Source organism: Pseudoduganella sp. R-43 (assembly GCF_049913255.1).
Classification (GTDB): Bacteria; Pseudomonadota; Gammaproteobacteria; order Burkholderiales; family Burkholderiaceae_D; genus Rugamonas.
Map to the genome: position 1 here is coordinate 3,335,043 of NZ_CP183988.1, position 21,129 is coordinate 3,356,171.

Here is a 21,129-nt window from a genome sequence, read left to right on the forward strand (position 1 = left end):
TCATGGCAGCCTTTGCGCTGCGAGCATTCGATTGAACAGGATGTTGGGCGACAGCCAGACGACGATGTCGTCGTAGGCGCCGCCCGCGGCGGCGGGATTGTCGGCGCGGTCGCGTGCAATGAACATGCGGCCGTCGGCCTGGAAGTTTGCCTTTTCGTCGACATTGCCCTGGCCCATGTCGGCCGCCTGCACGCCGACGTCGCTGAAGGCGCCGAAGCCATTGCGCCCTTGCGACAGCACGACCGCGGGAATATCGTTCTGCCCGCTGGCCGGCACCAGCGCGCCGCTGGCATCGCGGCTGGCAATGGTGATGTCGCGCGGGGTGCTGAGGCGGAACAGGGCGCCGCTGTCGCTGAAGGATGGCGTGACGCTGTACAGGTAGAGGTGTTGCCAGGCGTCGAGCTTCGGCAGGCCCAGGGTTGCCCACGGCAGGAATCCGAGACGTCGTTCGTTGCTGCAGCGCGTGCCGCTGCGGTCTTCCAGGCCATTCGAGGCGGAGATGGCGGGGCAGGGAAGGTAGCCGTTGCGGGCGGCGAATCCGGCCAGCGCATCGCGCGCTTCTTCCAGCGCCCTGCTGGTGTCGGCGGTGCGCCGTTGTTCCATCTGCGCCGACAACGGGGCCAGCATGCCGCCCAGCAGCAAGCCGACGATGACCAGCACGATCGCCATTTCAACCAGGGTGAAGGCTGTCTGCTTTCTCATGGCAGGGTCTTGGCGGCGGCCATCCTTTCATAGAGTGCTTGCAGCGGCACGGCGGCGAGCAGGTCGTCGAAGGCGCCGCCGGGAGCATTCGCCTGCGCACTTCGCGGGCGCTGCATGAAATCGGTGGCGGCCTGCAGGTTGCCGGCTTCGTCCTGGCTGCCAGGCACATCGCTGGGGCCACGCGAGAAGATGACGGCCGGTGCGCACTGTGCGGCCAGCGAGCAGTTATCCTGTCCGGCGACGAAGAACAGCGTGCCGCTCGCGTCGCGCGACAGCACGCGTTTGCTGGCGATGAGCGCAGTGCGTGCCAGGGGCGCGACCGTGAATGCTGGCGTTACGCTGTAGCGCAAATGGCGGCCCCAGTTGTCCGCGGCCGGCAGCCCGAGATCCATCCATGGCAGGAGGCCGGTGCAGTCGGCCTCTGTGGCGCAGGGCGCTGTCCGTTCGCGCCCGGCCTCGCCCATCCCCGGCGCGGGTGCGGCCGGTGCGGGACGCGGCAGGCGGCCATGGGCCGCGGCGAAGCCGACCAGCGCCTCGCTGGCCTGCGCCAGCAAGGCGTGGGTGCGCTCTTCGCGGGCGCGCTCACCGCTGCCGCCGCTGAATGCCGACAGCAAGACCGCCGACAGCGCCACTGTGGCGATCAGCAATAGCGTCAGGAGCGCTGCGCCGCGCTGTCTAGCGTGCCGCTTCATGGACCTCTCCCGTTGCCGGGTCATAGCGCTGGCCGGGCTTGAGCACGACGGACCGCCCGTCCGCCTGCAAGGTGACCGAGCCGCGCATCACCCCGCCCGGCGGCGCGGCTTGCGCTTCGCCGTTCACAATGATCATCGTGGGCCCATTGCTGCGGCGGATCACGCCCCCCAGACGAAGCCCGGGCGGCGCAGTCTCGCCAGCGCCTGGGCCCCCAGGCGTTTCGGCTGCCGCCGTGCCAGGCGCCGCAGCCGGCGGACATCCAGGCGCAGAGCCAGGCTGGCAATGCGCCGATGCCTCCATTCCCGGTGCGACAGGAACCGGGCCGGCTGCTTGGGCGTTGCCTCCCGGTGCCGGGACGGCCGCCGCTCCGGGAAGAGTGCCCTGGTTGCGCTGCGTATCGAGCTGCGCACGTTCGTCCGGGATGGTAAACAACCTTCCCATGCTGACGAAACCCTGCGCGCCGGCCTGCGTCGCCAGCAGCAGGAGAAGTGCCGGCAATCCCGTTTTCATGACGACCCTCGCTGCGGCTTGGCCGAAGCGGAAACCGGCGTCAGCGTCAGCCAGTTCAGGGTGCAGTCGGCATTCAGGGTCGGCGACAGCACGCCCGCCACAGGCGCGGCGCCGGCGGCGCGGCGGATGACGCAGTCCTGGACCGCAAAGGTGCCTGACAGCCGCAGATCCGACAGGAAGTTCAGCAGATCCAGTTCATGAAGGAGATCCATATGCAAGGCCATCCTGCTGCCCAGCAAGGCATACTCGCCCGTCGGCAAGCTCGTCTCGAGCCGGTACGGTTGCTGCACCTCGATCTCGTAGGTCAGGGGCAACAGGCGCCGCTGTTCCTGGATCTGCCGGATCGCCTCCACCCAGTCGAGCCGGCGTTCGGGTCCCACCAGGCCCCGGCGCCGCAATTCGACGAACTGCGGCTGGTACTGGCGGATTTCTTCCTTTTCCGTTTCGGCATGGGCAAGCCGCAAGCGCGCGGCATCACGCTCCAGCAGCGCCGCAGCCTCCTCGAAATGAACGCGCCTCAGGTGCCACGAGCTCGCGAAGACCGCGGCAAGCGACACTGCCAGCGTGCCAAGGAACGCCAGCACGGCGTTGCGCAGCAAGGAGAACTCGCGTAACACCGTCATGGCGACCACCTGAGATTCAAAGTGAATTTGGCGCGCTCGCCCAGCCCAGCCGGCGAACCGGCCTTGCCGCTCAGCTTCACGTTGGGCCGTATATCGAAGGGCAGCTGTTCGATTTCCACCACCATGCCGGGCGTGCGCGCCAGTTCCTGCGCAAAGCGGTTCATGCTGAGCAGCACGCTGCGATAGTCGTCCTGCTCCACCAGGACCTCGGCCTGCAGCCGCACCTGCTGCGGCGGCGCCTTCGGTATCCCGATCAGCATGGACGATTGCGGCGCCACCAGGGCCGGCGTGGTGGCCGCACCGGGAAAGGCGCTGCTGGCGGTCACCGGCACGACGCCCGGTGCGTTGACCCGCCAGTCGAGCTGCGTGAGACGGATCTGCGGCGAACGCTCCAGTGCTTCGCTCAGGATGGCCATCGCTGCCTGCGGCCATGGCCCCTGGCGAGCCACCATCTGCGCGATCTGTACGGCCGCCTTCATGTTGGCGGTCTTGTCGACAGCCGGCGGCATGCTCGACATGCTGCGTCGATAGGCAGCCGTGAACCCCTGCGTCTCCTGCTGCAATGCCTGCGTATGGCTGCGCGCCAGCGAGTAGCCGGCAATGTTTGCGCCGGTCCACAGCAGGCAGCAGGCCGCCATGACCGCACTTGAAGCGTACAGGCTTCGGCGTGTGCGCCACAGGCTGTAGTAGCGCCGGCGCGGCCCGAGCGGATAGTGGCTGGGCGGCGCCGTGCGCGCGGCCAGGCCAAGGAATACTTCATCGGGATTGTCGCAAGCAGCCAGCCGTTGCAGTGACGCCGCTTCTCCCAAAGGCATGACCCGCCAGTCCAGCAGCGGCGAAAGATTTGCCGCCGGTGGCGACGCGATCCGTGCCAGCGGTAGCAGGGCCAGCACCTGCAAGGGCACGTCGCGCCCCAGCATGTGCGCGCCGACGAGGAACTGCCGGGTGCGTTCGGCTTCCTGCTCGGCGTTGACTGCCGCCTGGGCGAGCCGGGAGAAGCGCACCTTGCCGTGCTGGAAAAAGGTCTGCCGTATGCCGCTGCCATGCTCGGTCACCAGCAACAGTTGCGCCTCCTGCCGCGCCTGTTCCGGCAGCAAGGCGCCACTGAGGAGGGCAGGCGTATACAGCGCCGCCAGCGGCATGCGCTGGCTTTCCAGCGCGTCGAGCCAGGGCGCCAGGGTGGCCGGGTTGGTCAAGGCCGAAAGGAGCACGATATCGTCGCGCCGGCCGCCTTCCTCGCGGCCCTGGATGTGCGCGCAGCGGAAAGGCGTGTCGCGCCATGACTGCGCCAGGCGGCGTTCGCGCATGGCCAGGCCTGCGCGGCCGGCAACGTGCGGCAGCAGGTGGCGCTGGAAGTCCTCTTCCACCAGGTCGGCCAGCATCAGGGCCGGCGTGTCCTGGCGGCCATCGAGCCAGGTGGCGAAACTTGCCCAGCCATCCGGCGACGGATCGAAGCACGGCCCCGTCCCGAGCCTGCCGCGCTCCCAGAGCCAGCAGCACAGCCGCTCGCCGGTCAGGTGGAGGAGGAGTTTGCGGGTCATGGCATCAGATCCTGATTGAGCTGATGGTGTCGTAAATCGGGCCGAGCACGGACAGCATGATCCATCCCAGCAGGATGCCGAGGATGACGGTCATCGCCGGTTCGATCATCGATTGCATGCGTTCGATCCGTTCCCGCACTTCGCGGTTGTAGAAGTAGGCCACGTTGCGCAGCGTCGCATCGAGAGCGCCGGTCGATTCCCCGACGCGCAGCATGCGCACCACCAGCGGCGGAAACAGCTCGACCTGCCTGAAGGCTGCCGCAACGCTGTGTCCCTCCGAAATCAGTTCGCGCGCGCGGCGCATGGCGGCTGCCACGACGCGGTTGCCTGCTATTCCCTCCGAGAGCCGTATGCATTCGAGCACGGGAATTCCCGCGGCATACATCAGCGCAAAATAGGTCGCAAAGCGCGCCATGATCAGCTTTTGCAGAACCGGGACGGTACGTAGAAGCAGGCGGTCGAAGGCGAAGGCCGTGCGCTCGTTGGTGCGCAACTGCCAGCGCAGGAGCCACCAGGCCGCAAAGGGCAAAGCCAGCAGCAGATACCAGTAATGGATGAAGATGTCCGACAAGGCAATCAATGCGCGCGTGTGCAGCGGCAGTTCCTGGCCCATGTTCTTGATGAAGGCTGTCAGCTGTGGAACCAGGTAGATCATCAGGAAAAACAGTACGCCGCTGACGATCACCAGTACGAAAGCAGGGTAGGTGATGGCCTTGCGCGCCTGTGCCGCCAGCTCGTCCTGCCACTTCAGGTTCTCGGCCAGGTCGCGGAAGATCTCGTTGACCTTGCCGCTTTGCTCGCCGGCCCTTACCAGGCTGGTAAAGCCCTGGTCGAATACTTCCGGATAGGAGGCCAGGGCGTTGGAGAGCTGCAGGCCGCCTTCGATCTTTTCGACCAGGTCGGTGATGATTTCCCGCAGCCGCAGGTTGTCGGCGCTGTCGCGCAAGTCGCGCAAGCCGTCCAGCATCGGCACGCCGGCACTGCTCATTTGCTCCAGGTGGAAGCAGAAGTTGATCAAGTCGCGCCGCGTCACGCGCTGGCCGCCGATGCGCAGCTTGCGCCGGCGTGTTTCGCGGTAGTCGATCAGGTCGAGCGCCATGCGCTGCAAGCGCAACTCGAGGTCCGGCACATTATGCGCGTCCATATTCCCCGGCACGATGCTGCCGTTGGCGTCCATGGCGCGGTAGATGAACTGGGGCATGTCAGCTCAACCTGTCAGTGAGGTCGACCACGCGCGAGACTTCGTCCAGCGTGGTCAGGCCTTCCATCACACGGCGCATGCCGTCGTCGACCAGCGAATGCAGGCCGGCGGCGCCGGCTGCATTGCGCAATTCGCGGGCCGGCGCCCGGCGCGCCACCATGTCGTCGAGTTCACCGTTCATGCGCAGCAGCTCCATGATTGCCATGCGCCCTTTGTAGCCCTGGTGGGCGCAGCGGTCGCAGGCGCCGGCGCGGTAGATGGTGGCCGGCGGATGGTCGGCCGGAAGCCCCAGCAGCCGCCGTTCCAGCTCGTCCGCTTCGACTGCCTGCCGGCAGTGGGGGCACAGCTTGCGCACCAGCCGCTGGGCGATGATGCCGATGATATTGCCGGCCAGGACGTCGGCTACCACGCCCAGGTCAAGCAGGCGCGGGATGGCGCCGACGGCGGAATTGGTATGCAGCGTGGAATAGACCTGGTGGCCGGTCATGGCTGCGGCCAGCGCCATGTCCGCGGTTTCCTTGTCGCGGATCTCGCCGACCAGGATCACGTCGGGGTCTTGCCGCATCATGGAGCGGATGCCGTCTGCGAATCCCAGCTTGGCCGATTCGTTGACCGAGGTCTGGCGGATCTGGTGCATCGGGTATTCGACCGGGTCCTCCATCGTCATGATGTTCACGGATTCCGTGTTGATGTGGTTCAGGATCGAATACAGGGTGGTGGTCTTGCCGCTGCCGGTGGGCCCGGTGACCAGGATCAGGCCGTCGGGACGGGCGATCATCAGTTTGAGCACATCGAGTTCGTGCTCGGCCAGGCCCAGCTTTTCCAGTGGGACGATCCCTTTTTGCCGGTCCAGCACGCGCAGCACGATGTTTTCGCCGTGGGTGGTGGGCTGGCTGCTGGCGCGGAAATCGATCTGGCGGCCTGAGAACTGGATCGATATGCGCCCGTCCTGCGGCGCGCGCGTTTCGGCGATGTTCATCTGGCTGATCACCTTCAGGCGCACCGCCATCGCAGGCCAGTAGGAGCGGTGCAGGCTGCGGATCTGGCGCAGGATGCCGTCGATGCGGTAGCGCACGCGCAGGAAGCTGTGCTCGGGCTCGAAGTGGATGTCTGAGGCGCTGTTCTGTACGGCGTCGGCCAGCAGGGCGTCGATCAGGCGCACCATGGGCTGGCTGTATTCGTCGGAGGAAGCGTCCAGCGTGACCTCGCCGGTTTCGATTTCATGCAGGATGCCGTCGATCGACAGCTCGAAGCCGTAATAGTGGTCGATCGCGTACGCAATGTCGGAGTCGTTGACCAGCAGCGGCACCAGCGTGATGCCTTTGACCAGCATGGCGCTGATCTGGTCCAGCGCGACGATGTTGGTGGTGTCGGACATGGCCAGCACCAGTTCGTCGGTGGCCCGTTCATACACGATGGGGAAGACGCGATAGCGCTTGGCCACCTCCTTGGGAATCAGCTTGAGCGCGACGGCGTCGACCACCAGGCTTTTCAGGTCCGCCGAGCGTGTATTGAGCTTTTCGCTGAGCGCCTCGCGCATCGTCGCTTCCGTCACGAAGCCGAGCGCGATCAGCAACTTGCCCAGGGGTTCGTTGTTGCGCGTTTGCTCGGTCAGTGCGATCCGGAGCTGGTCTTGGCTGATGACGCCCTTCTGGATCAGCAGTTTGCCGAGCGGGATTTTCTGCGTGTCGGCCATTGTGCTTTATTGGGGCGGCGTTTCGAGGGCTTGCAATCGCTTGCGGACTGTATCGACATTGAAGCCGGGAGGGCTGGCCTGCGCCAGTTCGAGCGCGCGCCGGTAATAGGTTTGCGCAAGGCGCGGCTGGTTCATGCGGTCCAGGCCAACCCCCAGGTTGAAGGCGTAGTCGGCGTTTTCGGGCATGGCGCTGAAGGCGCGGAAGTAGCTTTGCTGGGCTTCCGGCCAGCGTCCCTGGCGCGCAAACAGGTTGCCAAGGGCGAATTGCACTGGGCCGGAGTCGGGATGCTGGCGCGCCAGCCCGCGCAGCCTGGTTTCATCGGCCTGCAAGTCGCCGGGCCGCAGTTCGGTGAGGCCTGCCAGGGCTTCGGGGTCGTTGGGGTCCAGTTCGAGCAGGCGCAGGTAATTGCCCGATGCCTGCCTGCCATCGTGTTCGCGCAGCGCCACGGCGGCCGATCCGAGCAGCGCGTCGCGGTTGTTGGGGTCTTGCAGCAGGGCGAGATCGTATTGCTGGCGGGCCGTGGCCAAGTCGCCGGACTGCAGGGCAGCATAGCCGTTCTGCACGGCAGGCACAACCTGTACCGATCCTGTCCCGCGTACAAACTGCACCTTGCCTTGCTCGCCGACGGCGGTTTGTACGGTGGCGGCGCGTTCGCTGCCGGCACCTGCTTCGCCCTGGGGCCGGGCAGCCGGTGCCGAACGGCGTACCTTGAAAGTCTCTTCTGCGTGCGCGCGCGTCGCGGCTGATTCATGGGCCGGCGCCGGAGTGCCTTCCGCGCGGACCTGGCGGGCCGCGCGTTCGGCGGCATCGCGCATCGCTTCCGCACGAATCGCGGGGTCCGTGATGGCTGCCAGTTGCTCGGGCGTCGGGATGGTGACATCGGCAGCAGGCCTGGTGGCCGGTGCTTTTGCACCGGGAGCCGTCGCAGTGCCGGTGGCCGCTGCGCTGCTGTCGGGTGCGCCTGTGGCGGCAAGGCTGGCAGTACCGTTCGCAGCTGCGCTTCCGGCGCCTGAGGCTGCGGCCGTGCTGCCGCCTTCGGCTGCTCCGGCGACGCTGGCGGGCGCCGTGGCCGGCAGGACTGGATCAGCGCCCGGCGGCGTGACGTAAGGCGTCACAGGTATCGGTGCTCCCTGCTGCGCGCCGGCTTGTGCTACTGGCGCTGATCCGGGCGCCGGCATCGGAACCATGGGCAAGCGCGCTCCGGGGCCCGGGGCCGACACTGCACGCCAATAGATGAAGGCAAATACTGCAAGCAAGGCAGCCAGCGTCCCTGCCAGGAGGGCAAGCCGGCGCTGGGGCGAGGCGGCTGCACGGGACAAGCCCGGCCTGCGTGCGGGACCAGGACGGGCGGCAGGGTCCCCGCCGGGGCCGACGCCAGGACCGGCGGCGCCAACGCTGTTGCCTGCGGCGTAGCCAGGGGATGCCGATGCGCGCAGGCTGTCGCCGGTGCTGGCCGCTGGCGGCAGGCGGGATTCGGCCGCTGGCCGCATTGGCTCATGGCGTGCCTGCGGCGGTACCGGATCATGCACGGCTTCCTGCGCCGCCATGACAGGCGGCTCGGCATCGAGAGGTTCGAGCCGCCACACATCGGGCATCACGGCAAATGCCGGCCCGCCCTCGATTGGCGGAGGTGATCGCACGGCATCGGCGCCGAACGGCTGCTGCTCCCGCCCATGATCGAGCTCTGCGTCATGACCGTTCCGGGCGCGTTCAGCCTTGCGCAAGGCCTGCATCAGCAAGCTCATAGCTCCCCCGCCGGCCGCGCGGGCATGAGATAGCGGTAGTTGCGGTATTCGCCTGCCAGGCTGGCGTCCTTCACGACGACAGGCCGCAGGAAGATCACCAATTCGGTCTTGCTGGCAGTCTCGTTCCGGTACGAGAACAGGTTGCCGAGCAGCGGCACGGAGCCGATCAGGGGGATGCTGTCCTTCTTGTTGTCGACCGAATCCTGCATCAGGCCGCCCATCACGGCCACCTGGCCGCTCTGGACTTTCAGGATCGATTCCATTTCGCGCGCCTGGATCACCGGCACCCGGCTCTTGACGTTCTGCTTGCTCAGTTCAGGATTGGGGTCTTCCACGTAGTCGACAATCCGTGTAATGGTCGGCCGTACGTTCAGCGTGACTTCGTCCTCTGCCGAGATTTGCGGCGTCACGCTCATGACGAACCCCACGGGCACGGTCTCGACCTTCGATTCATAGGTCGCGGGCGTCGCGATGGTGCCGGTGGACGTCAGCACGGCCGGCGTCACTTTCAGCGTAAAGAAGATGCTGTTGTCAACCACCTTCAGCAAGGCAGTCTGGTTATTCAGCACGCTGATCTTGGGACTGCTCAGCACTTTCACCTTGCCGAATGACTCAAGCAACTGGATGGTAGCCGTGATATTGCCGAAGCGCGTGGTCGGGTTGGCATAGTCGAAGATGAAGATCCCGGCCGAACCGTTCGGCGCCACGCCCGATGGCAGTGGCGTGGTGCCGACCTGTCCCTGTCCCAGCTTGCCGTTGTTGTTGATGCGCGCCCAGTTGATGCCCTGCTGGTACTGGTCGCTGAGCTTGACCTCGATAATGGTCGCCTCGATCAGCACCTGGCGCTTGGCAGTGGACATGATGATGTCGAGGAATTCCTGCACCTTTTCATGCTGCCGGCTGGTGGCGCGCACGGACAACAGGCCGCCTTCGGGATTGGCAATCACCGATGGCGCATTGCGTCCCTGCGAGGCTGGGCTGGCGCCGAAAGCGGTATTGGCGCCCGGCCCGCCGGCCGGGGTTCTTGCTTGCGCGGCAGCCGCCTGGGCGCCGGGATAGCCGGCATCGGGCGAGGCGCCGGCCTGCATCTGCTGGACCATGGCGTTGGCCTGTTCGCGCATCTGCGCAAGAGGGTCGGTGAGCTGGTCATTCAGCGTGGTCGGGCGCAGCATGTCGCGCACGTTCTTTTCCAGGCTGTACCAGAAATTGTTGTCCGAGCGATTGGCAACCGAGGTGGTCGAATTGTTGTTGCCGCCGTTGCCGAGTGAGCTGCTGCTTGCCGGCACCGGGTTGGAAGGCGTGCCGCCGCTGCTGCTGTAGGCCGAGCCGCCCGTGGTGGAAATCTGCGTCGCGATGTTCACGCTGCTGTTGGTACTGCGGGCGATATTGACGTAGTCGATCTTGTAATGGTTCCAGTAAGGCTGGTCCGGCAACACAAGCAGGTTGTTGCCCTGCAATTCGTAGCGCATGTCGACCTGCTTGCTGATCCGTGCCAGCAATTGCGGCAGGGTCTGGTCCAGCGCGTTCAAGGTCACCGTTCCTTCCACGGCGGGATGCACGTCCACATTTAGTCCCGCGTCGCGCGCCAGCGCAAACAGGACCGACTGCACCGGCACGCGGTGCACCGACACGCTATAGGTCTCCTGCCGCGCTGCCGGCCGGGGCGGCGCAAGTGCGGCGCTTTGCTGCACCGGTTCCGGAATCGCACCCGCCACCGGCTCTGGCTCGGCCACATGGGTTGGAGACAAGGGAAGTTTCGGCGCCGCACAAGCCGCAAGCAGGACGCATAACAGGGAAGCCGTCAGGTTCTTCATGCTGATCGCCGCCTGAAGCAAGTTGCCAGGAGTTTATCGAAAACGATCATACTGCGATTGCCCGGAACCGCCGCGCACGAATAACGGCTGTCCTCAATCGCCTGGCGCACGTGGTACGAATTTACAAAAGGAAAATCTTCGGCATAGGCTGCCATCAGCGATTTGTCGGCCAGCACATTGATGCGCCGAACGATGCCCTGCGAGCCGCGTGCGATCAGGCGCACGGCGCCACGGGTGAACAGTTCGGGACCCTGGTAACCGGCGGCCCGCAAGCGATGCGAGAGGAAATAGGGGATCTGGTCGCGTGGCATCGGCGGCACATTGAAGCTGTGCGTGATGCGTTCACGCAGTTGCCGCATGCGCGGCAGTGCCAGGTGCTCATCGAGTTCGGGCTGTCCGAACAGCACGATCTGCAGCAGCTTGCTGCGGGCGGTTTCGAGGTTGGTCAGCAGGCGCACTTCTTCCAGCGTTTCAAGCGGCATGGCTTGCGCTTCTTCCACCAGCAGCACGACCCGGTGCGCGGCCGCGTGGCGGGCGATCAGCTCCGCGTGCAAGGCGCGCAACACCTGATCGGCGCGGCGGCCAGTGGTGTTGAGTCCCAGCTCGGCGGCAATCGCGTGCAGGACTTCCTGCGGGCCGAGCGTGGGATTGACGAGGTAGAGCACGTCGACGCCGCGCGGCAGGCGCGCTTCGAGCATGCGGCACAGCATGGTCTTGCCGCAGCCCACCTCGCCCGTCACCTTGACGATGCCTTCGCCCTGGGTGACCGCGTAGAGCAGGGCGGAGAGGATCTCGCCGCGCGTATTCCCGCTGTAGAAAAAAGCGGGGTTCGGCGTAATGCCGAAGGGGGCCTCGTGCAGGCCAAAATGTTGCTGGTACATGGCGGCGTGCAGGCATCGGGTGGGTTGGAATAGGCCCTGCAATTGGAGCACGTATCGCAAGAATTCGTCGCCCTCCAGCCACGCTATGTGGTGAATCTATTAACGAGTTTTGCTTTGCTTGCACGATTCGTTCGCATACAATGCCAGCAAATATTGGATACGGGGAAGCGGTATGACGAGGCCGGAAAAGGTTCGTTTGGGTGAAATCCTGGTGCAGCAGAAACTGCTGTCGGAAGAACAGTTGGGCATGGCGCTGGCGGAGCAGAAACGCAGCGGCCGAAAACTGGGGCGGGTGTTCGTTGAACACGGCTTTGTCACCGAGGAGCAGATTTCCGGTGCGCTGGCGCGCCAGCTCAATATCCCGTATATCAACCTCAAGTTCTACCAGATCAGTTCGGAGCTGGTGCGGCTGTTGCCGGAGACCCAGGCCCGCCGCTTCCGCGCCCTGGTGCTGGAAGACCGCAAGGGATCGATGCTGGTCGGCCTGTCCGATCCGACCGACCTGTTTGCGTATGACGAAATCTCGCGCCTGCTGAAGCAGTCCATCGAGCTGGCCGTGGTCAACGAAACGGAAGTGCTGGCAGCAATCGACCGCATCTACCGCCGCACCGAGGACATCTCCGGCCTGGCGCGCGAGCTGGAACAGGAAATGGGCGAGGGCTCGGTGGACTTTGGCGCGCTTGCCGCCGCCAGCCCCGGCCTGGAAGAAGCGCCGGTCGTCAAACTGCTGCAATCACTGTTCGATGACGCCGCCCAGGTGCGCGCATCGGACATCCACATCGAACCGCAGGAAAGCAGGCTGCAAATCCGCTTCCGCATCGACGGCGTGCTGCACCTGCAGACGGAAGCCGATATCAAGATCGCGCCCGCCCTGGCGCTGCGCCTGAAGCTGATGTCCGACCTGGATATCTCAGAGAAGCGCCTGCCGCAAGACGGCCGCTTCGCCGTGCGGGTCAGGAACGCGCGCATCGACGTGCGTATCTCCACCATGCCGACGCAGTACGGCGAATCGATCGTCATGCGTTTGCTGAACCAGAGCGGCATGACCTTGCGGCTTGACGCCATCGGCATGCCCAAGCAGCTGCTCGAGCGCTTCCGCGCCATCGTGGCGCGTCCGAATGGCCTGGTCCTGGTGACCGGCCCGACCGGCAGCGGCAAGACCACCACGCTGTATTGCGCACTGGCGGAATTGAATTCGATGGAGAAGAAGCTGATCACCGTCGAAGACCCGGTTGAATACCGCCTGGCAGGCATCAACCAGGTGCAGGTCAATGAAAAGATCGAACTCGATTTCGCGCGCGTGCTGCGTTCGGCCCTGCGCCAGGATCCGGACATCGTGCTGGTCGGCGAGATGCGCGACCAGGAAACCGCGCAGATCGGCCTGCGCGCCGCCATGACCGGCCACCTGGTGCTCTCGACCCTGCACACCAACGACGCCGCAAGCACGCCGCTGCGCCTGATGGACATGGGAGTGCCGCGCTACATGGTGGGCAGTTCGCTGCAAGCGGTGCTGGCACAGCGCCTGTTGCGCGTGATCTGCGAGTCCTGCACCACGCCCTACACCCTGACGCCAAACGAGCACGAATGGCTCAGCCTCGAATTGAAGGACAAGGTCGACCTGGGCAGGTACTTCCATGGCAAAGGCTGCTCGCATTGCAATGGCCTCGGTTATCGCGGACGCACCGGTATCTACGAGCTGCTGGAAATGACCCAGTCCGTGGTCGACGCGGCCAATGATCCCGATCCGGCCACGTTCCTGAAGGCGGCGACGCAACAGATGGCTGGGCAGACGTTGCGGCGCCAGGCGGTACAGCTGGTGGTGCAGGGACGTACCACCGTTTCCGAGGCGATGCGTATCAGTAACCAGCTAGAGGATTGAGTTGCCTTACTTTGCATACAAAGGCCGGAATGGCCGTGGTGAATTGCTCGCCGGCGTGCTGGAAGGGGCCGACAGCGGGGCCGTTGCCGACCAGCTGTTCGCAACGGGCGTGACGCCGGTCGAGATTACGGAAACCGCCGACCGCGCGCCGGGCAAGTCGGGGCTGGCCAACTTGTGGGAACGGCTGACGGAAAAGAGCGTCAATTCGATGGACGTGCAGCTGTTCAGCCGCCAGATGTACACCTTGCTGAAATCGGGCGTTCCCATCATGCGCGGCCTGGCAGGCTTGCAGGAATCGGCGATCAGCAAGGCCTTTGGCCGCGTGATCGCGGACCTGCGCGAGTCGCTCGATGCCGGCCGCGAACTATCGGCGTCCATGCGCCGTCATCCGGAAGCGTTCACGCCGTTTTACCTGTCGATGATCCGGGTCGGCGAAATGACCGGCCGGCTGGACGAAGTCTTCCTGCGCCTGTTCGACCACCTTGAATTCGAGCGCGACATGAAAGAGCGCGTGCGTACCGCCTTGCGTTATCCGACCTTCGTGATGATCGCGATGGCCGTGGCGATGGTGGTGATCAATATGTGGGTGATCCCCGCTTTCGAAGGGGTGTTTCGCAGCTTGAATGCCGAGCTCCCGCTGATGACGCGCATCCTGCTGGCGACGTCGAATTTCACCGTGCAGTACTGGCCGTTCTTCGCGGCGGCGCTGGTGGTTGCCGGGTTTGGATGGCGCTCATGGATCGCAACCGAAAAAGGGCGCTATAAATGGGACCGATGGAAGCTGCGCCTGCCGATCGCCGGCAAGATCATCCACAAGGGCACCATGTCGCGCTTTGCGCGGAGCTTTTCGCTGTCGGCCCGCAGTGGCGTGCCGATCGTGCAGGCCCTGACGGTGGTGTCGCAGACGGTGGACAATGCCTACCTGGCGGCCCGCGTTGAGCAAATGCGCGATGGCGTCGAGCGCGGCGAAAGCATCCTGCGCACTGCGGTGGCGGCAAACGTGTTTACACCTGTGGTGCTGCAGATGATCGCCGTCGGTGAAGAGACCGGATCGCTGGATGACCTGATGGAAGAAATCGCAGCGATGTATGAGCGCGAGGTCGATTATGAGCTGAAGACCTTGTCGGCACAGATCGAGCCGATCCTGATCACCTTCCTGGGCATCATGGTGCTGATCCTGGCGCTTGGCGTGTTCCTGCCGATCTGGGACCTGGGCAAAGTCGCTTTCAAAAAATGACAAGGCTAAGCAGGTTCCGGCGGTTCGAAGGGTTGGCGTGGTTGATCGTTGGTTTGGCGCTACTGGCGGTTTTCCTCAGCAAGATTCCGTTCTACACTAAAAGCGCAGAAGAGCGGGCAATAGATGTGACGCTGGCACAACTGCGCGCCGCAGTCGAATTGCATCGCCTAAGATCAACCGCAACAACTGATGATCTCGAGGGTAGCAATCCCATGCAATTGCTCGAGGTGAAGCCCGTCAACTACGACGGCGAGTTTGCAAACCGTGGCAGCGCTCCTGCACGACCGGGAACGTGGTTCTTTGATAGGGAGTCGAAAGAGCTGGTCTATGTTTTACTTGCTCCGGAGAAATCTTCATTGAAGCAACAACAAATGCTCTATTTCAAGTTAGAATTGCGCCGCTTGCCCGAACGAATTGTCAGGCCTTCAGAGCTGCCCGCAGAAAATGCCGGTGTTGTTCTGAATCAACTAAATGACTAGCCACGAAGCTGGTCCATATGATTTTTGAACTCATGGGAGAAGTGATGAAAAAGTTTCCAAATTCGATGCCCCGCTCGCAGCAAGCTGGCTTTACCCTGATCGAACTGATCGTTGTGATCGTGATACTCGGCATCCTGGCCGCCACTGCGCTGCCGCGCTTCATGGACGTCGGCAGTGAGGCGCGCGCTGCGAGCGTCGCAGCAGTGCGTGGTTCGCTGAACGCTGCAAATTCGATGGTCCATAGCCGCTGGCTGATCTCGCAAGGGAGCACGGTCAAGATGGAAGGCCTGGATGTCCCGGTTGATACCGCCGGCTATCCAACTGTCTCGGCTACCGTAAATTCCCACATCGCCGACATGGCCGGCATCAATAGCAACGACTATACGACCATCGCCCCAAGCTCGTCGGGGACCACTAGCCCTACGACCTCGAGTAGCGAGGTTGCTTTTGTACCGAAGAGCGTGGCAGGTACCACTAAAGCTGCCAAGTGCTACGTGAAATTTACAGCAGCGATCATCTCTTCGGCGACTCCGCCGGTTGTAACGCCGCCTGCCATTTCGACGGACACGTCCGGCTGCTAAGCCGCCAGGCACTATAAGGAATCGATGGCAACCAGCGGAGCTTCGCCTGGGCGCGGCTTCACAATGGTCGAGCTGATCATTGTGCTGGTTGTTGTCGGCATTCTGTCGGCAGTCGTGTTCGGCCGCTTTTTCGTGCGCGGTGACTACGACGCGGCGGGATTTGCAGCGCAAATGAGGGCGACGCTGCGCTACGGCCAGCAGCAGGCCATTGCGCAGAACCGGCCGATTTATGTGTATCTCGACAGCACGAGCGTGGCGCTTTGCTTCGCCGCCACCTGCAGCGCCGCCAATCACGTGCGCGATCCAGGCGGCGGCAACAGCTTCAGCGGTGGACAGTGCGGCACCGACCGCTCGTGGGCCTGCGTGGCCCCGCCGGCCAATGTGGTCCTGGGACTGTCGCCGGCGGGCGCAGCAAACAACCATTTCTTTTTTGACGCTTCCGGCAAGCCGCAGTTGTCTTCCGGCGCGGAGTTCAGCTCCCTCAACCTTCAGGTGAGTGCCGGCAACACACAGCAGGCCGTCCGGGTGCAATGGGAAACCGGCTATGTCTATTAGACACGATCGCCAGTCGGGCCTGACTTTCATCGAACTGATCCTGTTCATCATCATTGTCGGCATTGCGGCTGCAGCCATCCTGCGCACGCTGGCCAATACCAGCAATGCCAGCGCGGACCCGCTACGCCGCAAGCAGGCCTTGCTGATTGCCGAAGGCTTGCTGGAGGAAGTCGAGCTTGCCGCGTTCACGTTCTGCGATCCGCTCGACACCACGGAAAACCCGACAGCGCCGGCCGACTGTGCGACGCCGGAAGCGGTCGGCAACGAGGGTGGCACACGGCCGTACAACAACATCAATGACTATGTGCCGAGCCTTGGGATGCCATACGCCGCCTTCAATAACGGGGCCGGAAAGCTGGTCGATGCCGCCGGCAACGAGCTGGGCGTGAGCGGCTACGCAGCGACGCTGACCTTGCGCGCCGAGCCGCTGAACGGCATCCCGTCGACCGCCGCCGTGGCGACGCAGGAAGTGCTGCGCCTGACGGTGCGCGTGACGCACGGCCCGCTGGCAAGCGACTTCGTGGAGCTTGACACCTATCGCACACGCCATTCGCCGCAGGTGGCGCAATGAAGCGGGCAGCGGGCTTTACGCTGATCGAGATGATCGTTGTGATCGTCTTGACCGGCATCGTGGCCGGCATGGTTGCCGTATTCCTGCGCGCGCCGGTGCAAGCCTATGTCGACAGCGCCGCGCGCGCCGAGTTGAGCGACGCCGCCGATATCGCGGTGCGGCGCATTGCGCGCGAGGTGCGCAGGGCGCTGCCCAATAGCCTGCGGGTCAGCGGCGGCGGGGCCACCGTGGAGTTCTTTCCGACCAAATCCGGCGGACGCTATCTTGCCGAAGAAGACGACGAAGGCGCCGGCTACCTGGACTTCACCGATAGCACCAAGCGCAGTTTTACCGTAGTGGGCCAGATGCCTTCGCCTGCGATCGTGCCGGGAACCGATTCCATCGTGGTGTACAACCTGGGACCCGGCATCGACCGCGCAGATGCTTATGCTGGCGACAATATCGCCCTGGTCAGTTCCGTGGCGGGCAATGTCGTGACCCTGGCCAGCAATCCTTTCGCCAGCGCGGGCGCCACTGCTCCCATCCTGAGTTCGCCGGCGCGCCGCTTCCAGGTGGTGACCGGCCCGGTCAAGTTCGTGTGCGACCTGGCGAACCGCCAACTGGTCCGGCAATGGAACTACACGCCGCCGGCGACAGCCGATACTGCGATCCTGGCGACCAATGTCACGGCTTGCCGCTTCACCTACGAGGCGAATATCGCCAATACCCGCTCCGGATTGCTGGGCATTAGCTTGACGCTGGCGCGGCCGGACATGCCGGCGGAATCGGTGCAGCTATTCCACCAGATCCACGTGGACAACCCGATATGACAAGCATGCGCCAATATTCGCGGCAGCGCGGCGTGAGCCTGGTAGCGGCCATTTTCCTGGTCGTCGTGCTGGCATTCCTGGCGGTGGCGATCGTCAGCGTCACCTCCACGCAGCAGGCGGCCTTCGGGCTGGACGTGCAGGGCACGCGCGCTTACCAGGCCGCGCGCTCGGGCGTGGAATGGGGGCTGCACCGCCAGTTGCGCAGCAATGCCTTGTGTCCGGCAGCGAGCGGCGCCTCGTCCACGTCGAGCTTTGCCATGCCCGCCAACACTACCCTCAGCCCCTATACTGTCACGGTGACCTGCACCACGACCGTGCTGGGAGCGATCAAGCGCTATCGGATGCGATCGGTCGCCTGCAACCAGCCTGCGGCGGGCGCTTGCCCGAATGCGAACAATAGTTCCGACTACGTGCAACGCGTCATCCAGGTCGATTTCGGAGAATGAAGAAGTGAATAGCCTGTTGTGCCTTCGCCGCCTGCTGCACACTGTCGCCATGCTGATGGCGCTGGTGGCGAGCGCGCACGCTGACACCACCATTTCGCTGTTCAAGAGTTTTGCCGGCAACGTCAATTTTGTCGGGGCCGAAAGGACGCTGCGCAAGGCATCCAATACGACCAATCCTTGCACCATCTATGCGGCCAACGAGACCACGGACGTGACCTTGAGCGGGATTCCAACAACCGCCAAGATCCTCAGCGCCCAGCTTTACTGGGCCGCTTCTGGCACCACCACCGACTACGCCGTGGTGTTCGAAGGCAAGGCGATTACCGCGCCTGCCTCGCGCCAGTACAAGAGCGCTACCGTGGGCTACGATTTTTTCAGCGGCGCCTACGATATTACGGCCGAGGTCACAGCCAAGCGCAATGGCAAATATACGTTTTCCGGCCTGACCATCAATAACTCGGCGAAATGGTGCGATGTGCAGGCCGTGGTTGGCGGCTGGTCAATGGTGGTGGTCTACTCGCTGCCAAGTGAAACATTCAGGGTGCTGAACATCTATGAAGGCTTCCAGTACATCCAGTACAGCAGCGTGAGCCTGTCGCTGTCGAATTTCAAGATTCCGCCGCTGACGACCCAGACCGGTCGTGTGGCGCACATCACCTGGGAGGGCGACGCGACGCTGAGCAGTACTTCGAGCGGCGAATTCCTGACTTTCAACGGCTATTCGATGTCGAATAGCGTGAATCCGCCTGGTAACCAGTTCAATTCGGTCAGCACCATTGCCGGCACGGACTCGGTTTCCTATGGTATCGACTATGACTCGTACACGGTCAGCAGCCCGGTGATCCAGTCCGGGCAGACCAGCGCGACCACCGTGTACCGTTCCGACCAGGACTTGGTGCTGCTGAGCGCGGAGATTATCGCGGTACCGAATACGCCGGTGACCGACCTGGGCATTTCGATCTCGCGCGACCAGGCGCCGACGCTTGGCCAGACCATGGTGTACACGGTAGATGTCACCAATTACGGACCCGCGGCCGAGCCCGGAACCGTGCAGGTGGTCGACAACCTTCCTTCGCAAGTCAGCCTGGTGTATGCGGGCGGCGATGGCTGGACCTGCGCCCAGGCTGGCCAGAAAATTACCTGCAACTACAACACGCCGCTGGATGTGGGCGCCAGTGCGCCGCCGCTGCAACTGACCGTGATGGTCAACGCCGTGACCAATTCGCTCAGCAACACCGTCACCGTCAGCGGAAGCGAGTTCGACAACCAGATGTCGAACAACAGCGACACCGATACCGCTTCGGTCGCCGTCGCGCCTTATGTCTTTACGCAATCGAAGTGCACCAAGGGCGTGGCCTTCGGCAGCACCGGGCAATGCCTGTTCATCGACTGGAAGAGCGTAATCGCCGGCGACGATATTCCGGTCTATATCACGCTGGTCAATTCTTCCGGCGTCCCGACCGCGCCAAGTACGACCTTGCCGACGGTGGTGTCGATGCGCTTTGGCATGTCCTGCCAGGACCCGGTCAAGGGATCGTCGGAGTTCGCATCCTTCCCCGACCGCGCCTCGCTGCTGCCGAAATGCGCCGAGAGCAGCGCCACGCCAAGCGGTGCGCAATGGTCGCTGTACCGTGCCCTAGTGGTCGATGCCAATCAGGCCAGCATCAGCAGCCCGCTGACGTTCAATTATTTCGATGTCGGCCGCATCAAGCTGTTCATGCAGGATTCGACAGGCAAGACCGGGGCCAGCGGGCCGGTGGTCATGCGTCCGTACATGCTGGAGATGGAGGTCTTCAAGACTGCCGCCAATGGCGCCCGCACCGACAATCCGGGCGCCAGCACCGCCAGCGGCGGCAAGTTCGCTGCCGCCGGCGAGCCGTTCACGATCCGCGTCGGCGTGCGCACCCGGGACAAGACCAGCGGCACCAAGTATTTTGCACAGAACTTCGGCAACGAGATTTCACCGCGCAGCGTGAACTTCGATCCGAATCCCAGCGATGGGCTGAGCTTCACCGACATGGTGACGCAGCCAGAGCTGCAAGGCAGCCTCGATCCGTTTTCGCTGGGCCGCTCAAGCGGCACGTTCAAATATCCGGAGGTCGGCATCATTACCGTGAAGGCGACCCTGGCCGGCAACGACTACCTTGGCAGCGGCGGCATCAGCCCGGCCACCACCAATATCGGCCGCTTCGTGCCCGATCATTTCAATACCGCGGTGGAAGCCCCGGATTCGCTGGGCCCAATACTGCCGTGCCCGGCCGACGTTCCTTGCTCCGCCACCAGCGGCATGGTGTATTCGGGGTTGCCGTTTGCCGCCACGGTGACGGCGCATGACGTGGACGGCAACCTGCTGAAGAACTACCGCGGTGCATTTTCCAAAGCCCTTTACATGTGCGGCGCGGGCAACCAGACCCTTGCTCCGCCCAGCGGCGGTGTGTGCCCCGTACTGGTCTTCGGCGCCAGCGCGCCCGACAACGCGCTGCGGCGCGACAAGAAAGCGGCAATGGTGAAAGACAGCGGCGACATCGATTTCGATAACGACGACGGGACCCTGTCGCTATCGGTCGACTACAAGCTGGCGAACCCGTATTCGATTGCCGGCGCCGCAAACACCGGCCGCCAGGCGCCGGTGCTGGTGTACGTACGCGCGACCGATGCCGACGGTGTCAGCTCGCTGTATGGCTACGACGCCGCGCGCGACCTGGTCGAAGGCCAGGTGGTGCTGGTCAACGCGCGCCTGCAGCTGCCGAATCTTTTCGGCTCGGAGCTGCAGTACCAGCCGGTCAACGCGACCGTGCAATATTGGAACGGTACGCGCTGGGCCACCAGCGCCGGGAATTCCATGGCGGACGTGGTCAATCCGGCCTTGTTGCGCTTTACGAACTGCAAGAAAAACCTGCTGTCCGGGACTGCATGCAAGACCGTCCTCGGCGCGACCTCGACCGCGCTGCGGTCCATCAGCAATGGCCAGACGCGCTTCCTGATGAGCGCGCCGGGGGCGGGCAATAGCGGCACGGCGGATTACTACTTCGACCCTCTGCTGGCGCCGGAATGGCTGCCCAGTACCGTGGGCAGGGCAACTTTTGGCATTTATCGCAACACACCTGTCACCTATATAAGAGAACTGTACTGACACCGGGGCTGAACGATGGCAAAATATGGCAT

At 64.0% G+C, this 21,129-nt stretch carries 19 protein-coding genes; 9 read left to right on the forward strand and 10 right to left on the reverse strand.

Annotated features, from left to right (window positions below; genetic code table 11):
- The 10 genes from ACN9M3_RS15340 to ACN9M3_RS15385 are packed head-to-tail and all read right to left on the reverse strand — an operon-like array spanning position 1 to position 11,407.
- On the reverse strand, positions 1-702 hold the full coding sequence (locus ACN9M3_RS15340; protein WP_426323570.1) for a type II secretion system protein: 702 nt from the start codon (positions 700-702) through the stop codon (positions 1-3).
- Entirely contained in the window at positions 699-1,394 is a 696-nt protein-coding gene (locus ACN9M3_RS15345) for a hypothetical protein (protein ID WP_426323572.1), read from the reverse strand. Before ACN9M3_RS15345 ends, ACN9M3_RS15340 begins: the two co-directional genes overlap by 4 nt.
- On the reverse strand, positions 1,378-1,905 hold the full coding sequence (locus tag ACN9M3_RS15350) for a hypothetical protein (RefSeq protein ID WP_426323574.1): 528 nt from the start codon (positions 1,903-1,905) through the stop codon (positions 1,378-1,380). Before ACN9M3_RS15350 ends, ACN9M3_RS15345 begins: the two co-directional genes overlap by 17 nt.
- Positions 1,902-2,528 carry a hypothetical protein gene (locus ACN9M3_RS15355; protein WP_426171969.1) on the reverse strand — a complete coding sequence of 209 codons (627 nt, stop codon included), beginning with the start codon at positions 2,526-2,528 and terminating at the stop codon, positions 1,902-1,904. Before ACN9M3_RS15355 ends, ACN9M3_RS15350 begins: the two co-directional genes overlap by 4 nt.
- The gene (locus ACN9M3_RS15360; protein ID WP_426323577.1) at positions 2,525-4,069 is read right to left on the reverse strand and encodes a hypothetical protein; all 1,545 of its coding nucleotides are present in this window, start codon (positions 4,067-4,069) and stop codon (positions 2,525-2,527) included. Before ACN9M3_RS15360 ends, ACN9M3_RS15355 begins: the two co-directional genes overlap by 4 nt.
- A 4-nt stretch (positions 4,070-4,073) precedes the next feature.
- Entirely contained in the window at positions 4,074-5,270 is a 1,197-nt protein-coding gene (locus ACN9M3_RS15365) for a type II secretion system F family protein (protein WP_426171972.1), read from the reverse strand.
- Position 5,271: 1 nt separating this feature from the next.
- Positions 5,272-6,966: a GspE/PulE family protein gene (locus ACN9M3_RS15370; protein WP_426171973.1), complete on the reverse strand. Its 1,695-nt coding sequence runs from the start codon at positions 6,964-6,966 to the stop codon at positions 5,272-5,274.
- A 6-nt stretch (positions 6,967-6,972) separates the two neighbouring features.
- The gene (locus ACN9M3_RS15375) at positions 6,973-8,712 is read right to left on the reverse strand and encodes a hypothetical protein (protein WP_426323580.1); all 1,740 of its coding nucleotides are present in this window, start codon (positions 8,710-8,712) and stop codon (positions 6,973-6,975) included.
- Positions 8,709-10,526, reverse strand: a complete 1,818-nt coding sequence (gene mshL / locus ACN9M3_RS15380; RefSeq protein ID WP_426323582.1) for a pilus (MSHA type) biogenesis protein MshL — start codon at positions 10,524-10,526, stop codon at positions 8,709-8,711. Before mshL ends, ACN9M3_RS15375 begins: the two co-directional genes overlap by 4 nt.
- Complete coding sequence (locus tag ACN9M3_RS15385) at positions 10,523-11,407, reverse strand: ExeA family protein (protein ID WP_426323584.1); 885 nt, start codon at positions 11,405-11,407, stop codon at positions 10,523-10,525. The genes mshL and ACN9M3_RS15385 overlap by 4 nt, the downstream gene beginning before the upstream one ends.
- A 172-nt stretch (positions 11,408-11,579) precedes the next feature.
- On the opposite strand from ACN9M3_RS15385, the gene ACN9M3_RS15390 reads away from it, so the two are divergent.
- Genes ACN9M3_RS15390 through ACN9M3_RS15430 form a run of 9 tightly spaced genes read left to right on the forward strand, consistent with a single transcriptional unit; the run spans position 11,580 to position 21,097 of the window.
- Complete coding sequence (locus tag ACN9M3_RS15390) at positions 11,580-13,286, forward strand: GspE/PulE family protein (RefSeq protein WP_426323586.1); 1,707 nt, start codon at positions 11,580-11,582, stop codon at positions 13,284-13,286.
- 1 nt (position 13,287) lies between these two features.
- Entirely contained in the window at positions 13,288-14,523 is a 1,236-nt protein-coding gene (locus tag ACN9M3_RS15395; RefSeq protein ID WP_426171981.1) for a type II secretion system F family protein, read from the forward strand.
- Positions 14,524-14,555: 32 nt separating this feature from the next.
- A complete protein-coding gene (locus ACN9M3_RS15400) occupies positions 14,556-15,002 on the forward strand; it encodes a hypothetical protein (protein ID WP_426323588.1) in 447 nt (148 codons plus the stop codon).
- Between the two features lie 44 nt (positions 15,003-15,046).
- On the forward strand, positions 15,047-15,583 hold the full coding sequence (locus tag ACN9M3_RS15405; protein ID WP_426171985.1) for a type II secretion system protein: 537 nt from the start codon (positions 15,047-15,049) through the stop codon (positions 15,581-15,583).
- A gap of 24 nt (positions 15,584-15,607) precedes the next feature.
- Complete coding sequence (locus ACN9M3_RS15410) at positions 15,608-16,138, forward strand: prepilin-type N-terminal cleavage/methylation domain-containing protein (RefSeq protein ID WP_426323591.1); 531 nt, start codon at positions 15,608-15,610, stop codon at positions 16,136-16,138.
- Positions 16,128-16,709 (forward strand): type II secretion system protein, encoded by a 582-nt coding sequence (locus ACN9M3_RS15415; protein WP_426323593.1) that lies wholly within the window; start codon positions 16,128-16,130, stop codon positions 16,707-16,709. The genes ACN9M3_RS15410 and ACN9M3_RS15415 overlap by 11 nt, the downstream gene beginning before the upstream one ends.
- Positions 16,706-17,518, forward strand: coding sequence for a PulJ/GspJ family protein (locus tag ACN9M3_RS15420; protein ID WP_426171990.1), 813 nt, complete (start codon positions 16,706-16,708; stop codon positions 17,516-17,518). Before ACN9M3_RS15415 ends, ACN9M3_RS15420 begins: the two co-directional genes overlap by 4 nt.
- Positions 17,515-17,964 (forward strand): agglutinin biogenesis protein MshP, encoded by a 450-nt coding sequence (locus ACN9M3_RS15425; RefSeq protein WP_426323595.1) that lies wholly within the window; start codon positions 17,515-17,517, stop codon positions 17,962-17,964. The genes ACN9M3_RS15420 and ACN9M3_RS15425 overlap by 4 nt, the downstream gene beginning before the upstream one ends.
- Positions 17,965-17,968: 4 nt before the next feature.
- Complete coding sequence (locus tag ACN9M3_RS15430; RefSeq protein ID WP_426323597.1) at positions 17,969-21,097, forward strand: DUF6701 domain-containing protein; 3,129 nt, start codon at positions 17,969-17,971, stop codon at positions 21,095-21,097.
- Positions 21,098-21,129 lie beyond the last annotated feature (32 nt).

What these genes read in the sequence shown, in the direction of transcription:
- mshL (WP_426323582.1), bottom strand. Translation starts at nt 10,526, where the DNA reads ATGAAGAACCTGACGGCTTCCCTGTTATGCGTCCTGCTTGCGGCTTGT.
- ACN9M3_RS15365 (WP_426171972.1), bottom strand. Translation starts at nt 5,270, where the DNA reads ATGCCCCAGTTCATCTACCGCGCCATGGACGCCAACGGCAGCATCGTG.
- ACN9M3_RS15415 (WP_426323593.1), top strand. Translation starts at nt 16,128, where the DNA reads ATGTCTATTAGACACGATCGCCAGTCGGGCCTGACTTTCATCGAACTG.
- ACN9M3_RS15345 (WP_426323572.1), bottom strand. Translation starts at nt 1,394, where the DNA reads ATGAAGCGGCACGCTAGACAGCGCGGCGCAGCGCTCCTGACGCTATTG.
- ACN9M3_RS15425 (WP_426323595.1), top strand. Translation starts at nt 17,515, where the DNA reads ATGACAAGCATGCGCCAATATTCGCGGCAGCGCGGCGTGAGCCTGGTA.
- ACN9M3_RS15385 (WP_426323584.1), bottom strand. Translation starts at nt 11,407, where the DNA reads ATGTACCAGCAACATTTTGGCCTGCACGAGGCCCCCTTCGGCATTACG.
- ACN9M3_RS15370 (WP_426171973.1), bottom strand. Translation starts at nt 6,966, where the DNA reads ATGGCCGACACGCAGAAAATCCCGCTCGGCAAACTGCTGATCCAGAAG.
- ACN9M3_RS15375 (WP_426323580.1), bottom strand. Translation starts at nt 8,712, where the DNA reads ATGAGCTTGCTGATGCAGGCCTTGCGCAAGGCTGAACGCGCCCGGAAC.
- ACN9M3_RS15340 (WP_426323570.1), bottom strand. Translation starts at nt 702, where the DNA reads ATGAGAAAGCAGACAGCCTTCACCCTGGTTGAAATGGCGATCGTGCTG.
- ACN9M3_RS15405 (WP_426171985.1), top strand. Translation starts at nt 15,047, where the DNA reads ATGAAAAAGTTTCCAAATTCGATGCCCCGCTCGCAGCAAGCTGGCTTT.
- ACN9M3_RS15360 (WP_426323577.1), bottom strand. Translation starts at nt 4,069, where the DNA reads ATGACCCGCAAACTCCTCCTCCACCTGACCGGCGAGCGGCTGTGCTGC.
- ACN9M3_RS15355 (WP_426171969.1), bottom strand. Translation starts at nt 2,528, where the DNA reads ATGACGGTGTTACGCGAGTTCTCCTTGCTGCGCAACGCCGTGCTGGCG.
- ACN9M3_RS15420 (WP_426171990.1), top strand. Translation starts at nt 16,706, where the DNA reads ATGAAGCGGGCAGCGGGCTTTACGCTGATCGAGATGATCGTTGTGATC.
- ACN9M3_RS15350 (WP_426323574.1), bottom strand. Translation starts at nt 1,905, where the DNA reads ATGAAAACGGGATTGCCGGCACTTCTCCTGCTGCTGGCGACGCAGGCC.
- ACN9M3_RS15390 (WP_426323586.1), top strand. Translation starts at nt 11,580, where the DNA reads ATGACGAGGCCGGAAAAGGTTCGTTTGGGTGAAATCCTGGTGCAGCAG.
- ACN9M3_RS15410 (WP_426323591.1), top strand. Translation starts at nt 15,608, where the DNA reads ATGGCAACCAGCGGAGCTTCGCCTGGGCGCGGCTTCACAATGGTCGAG.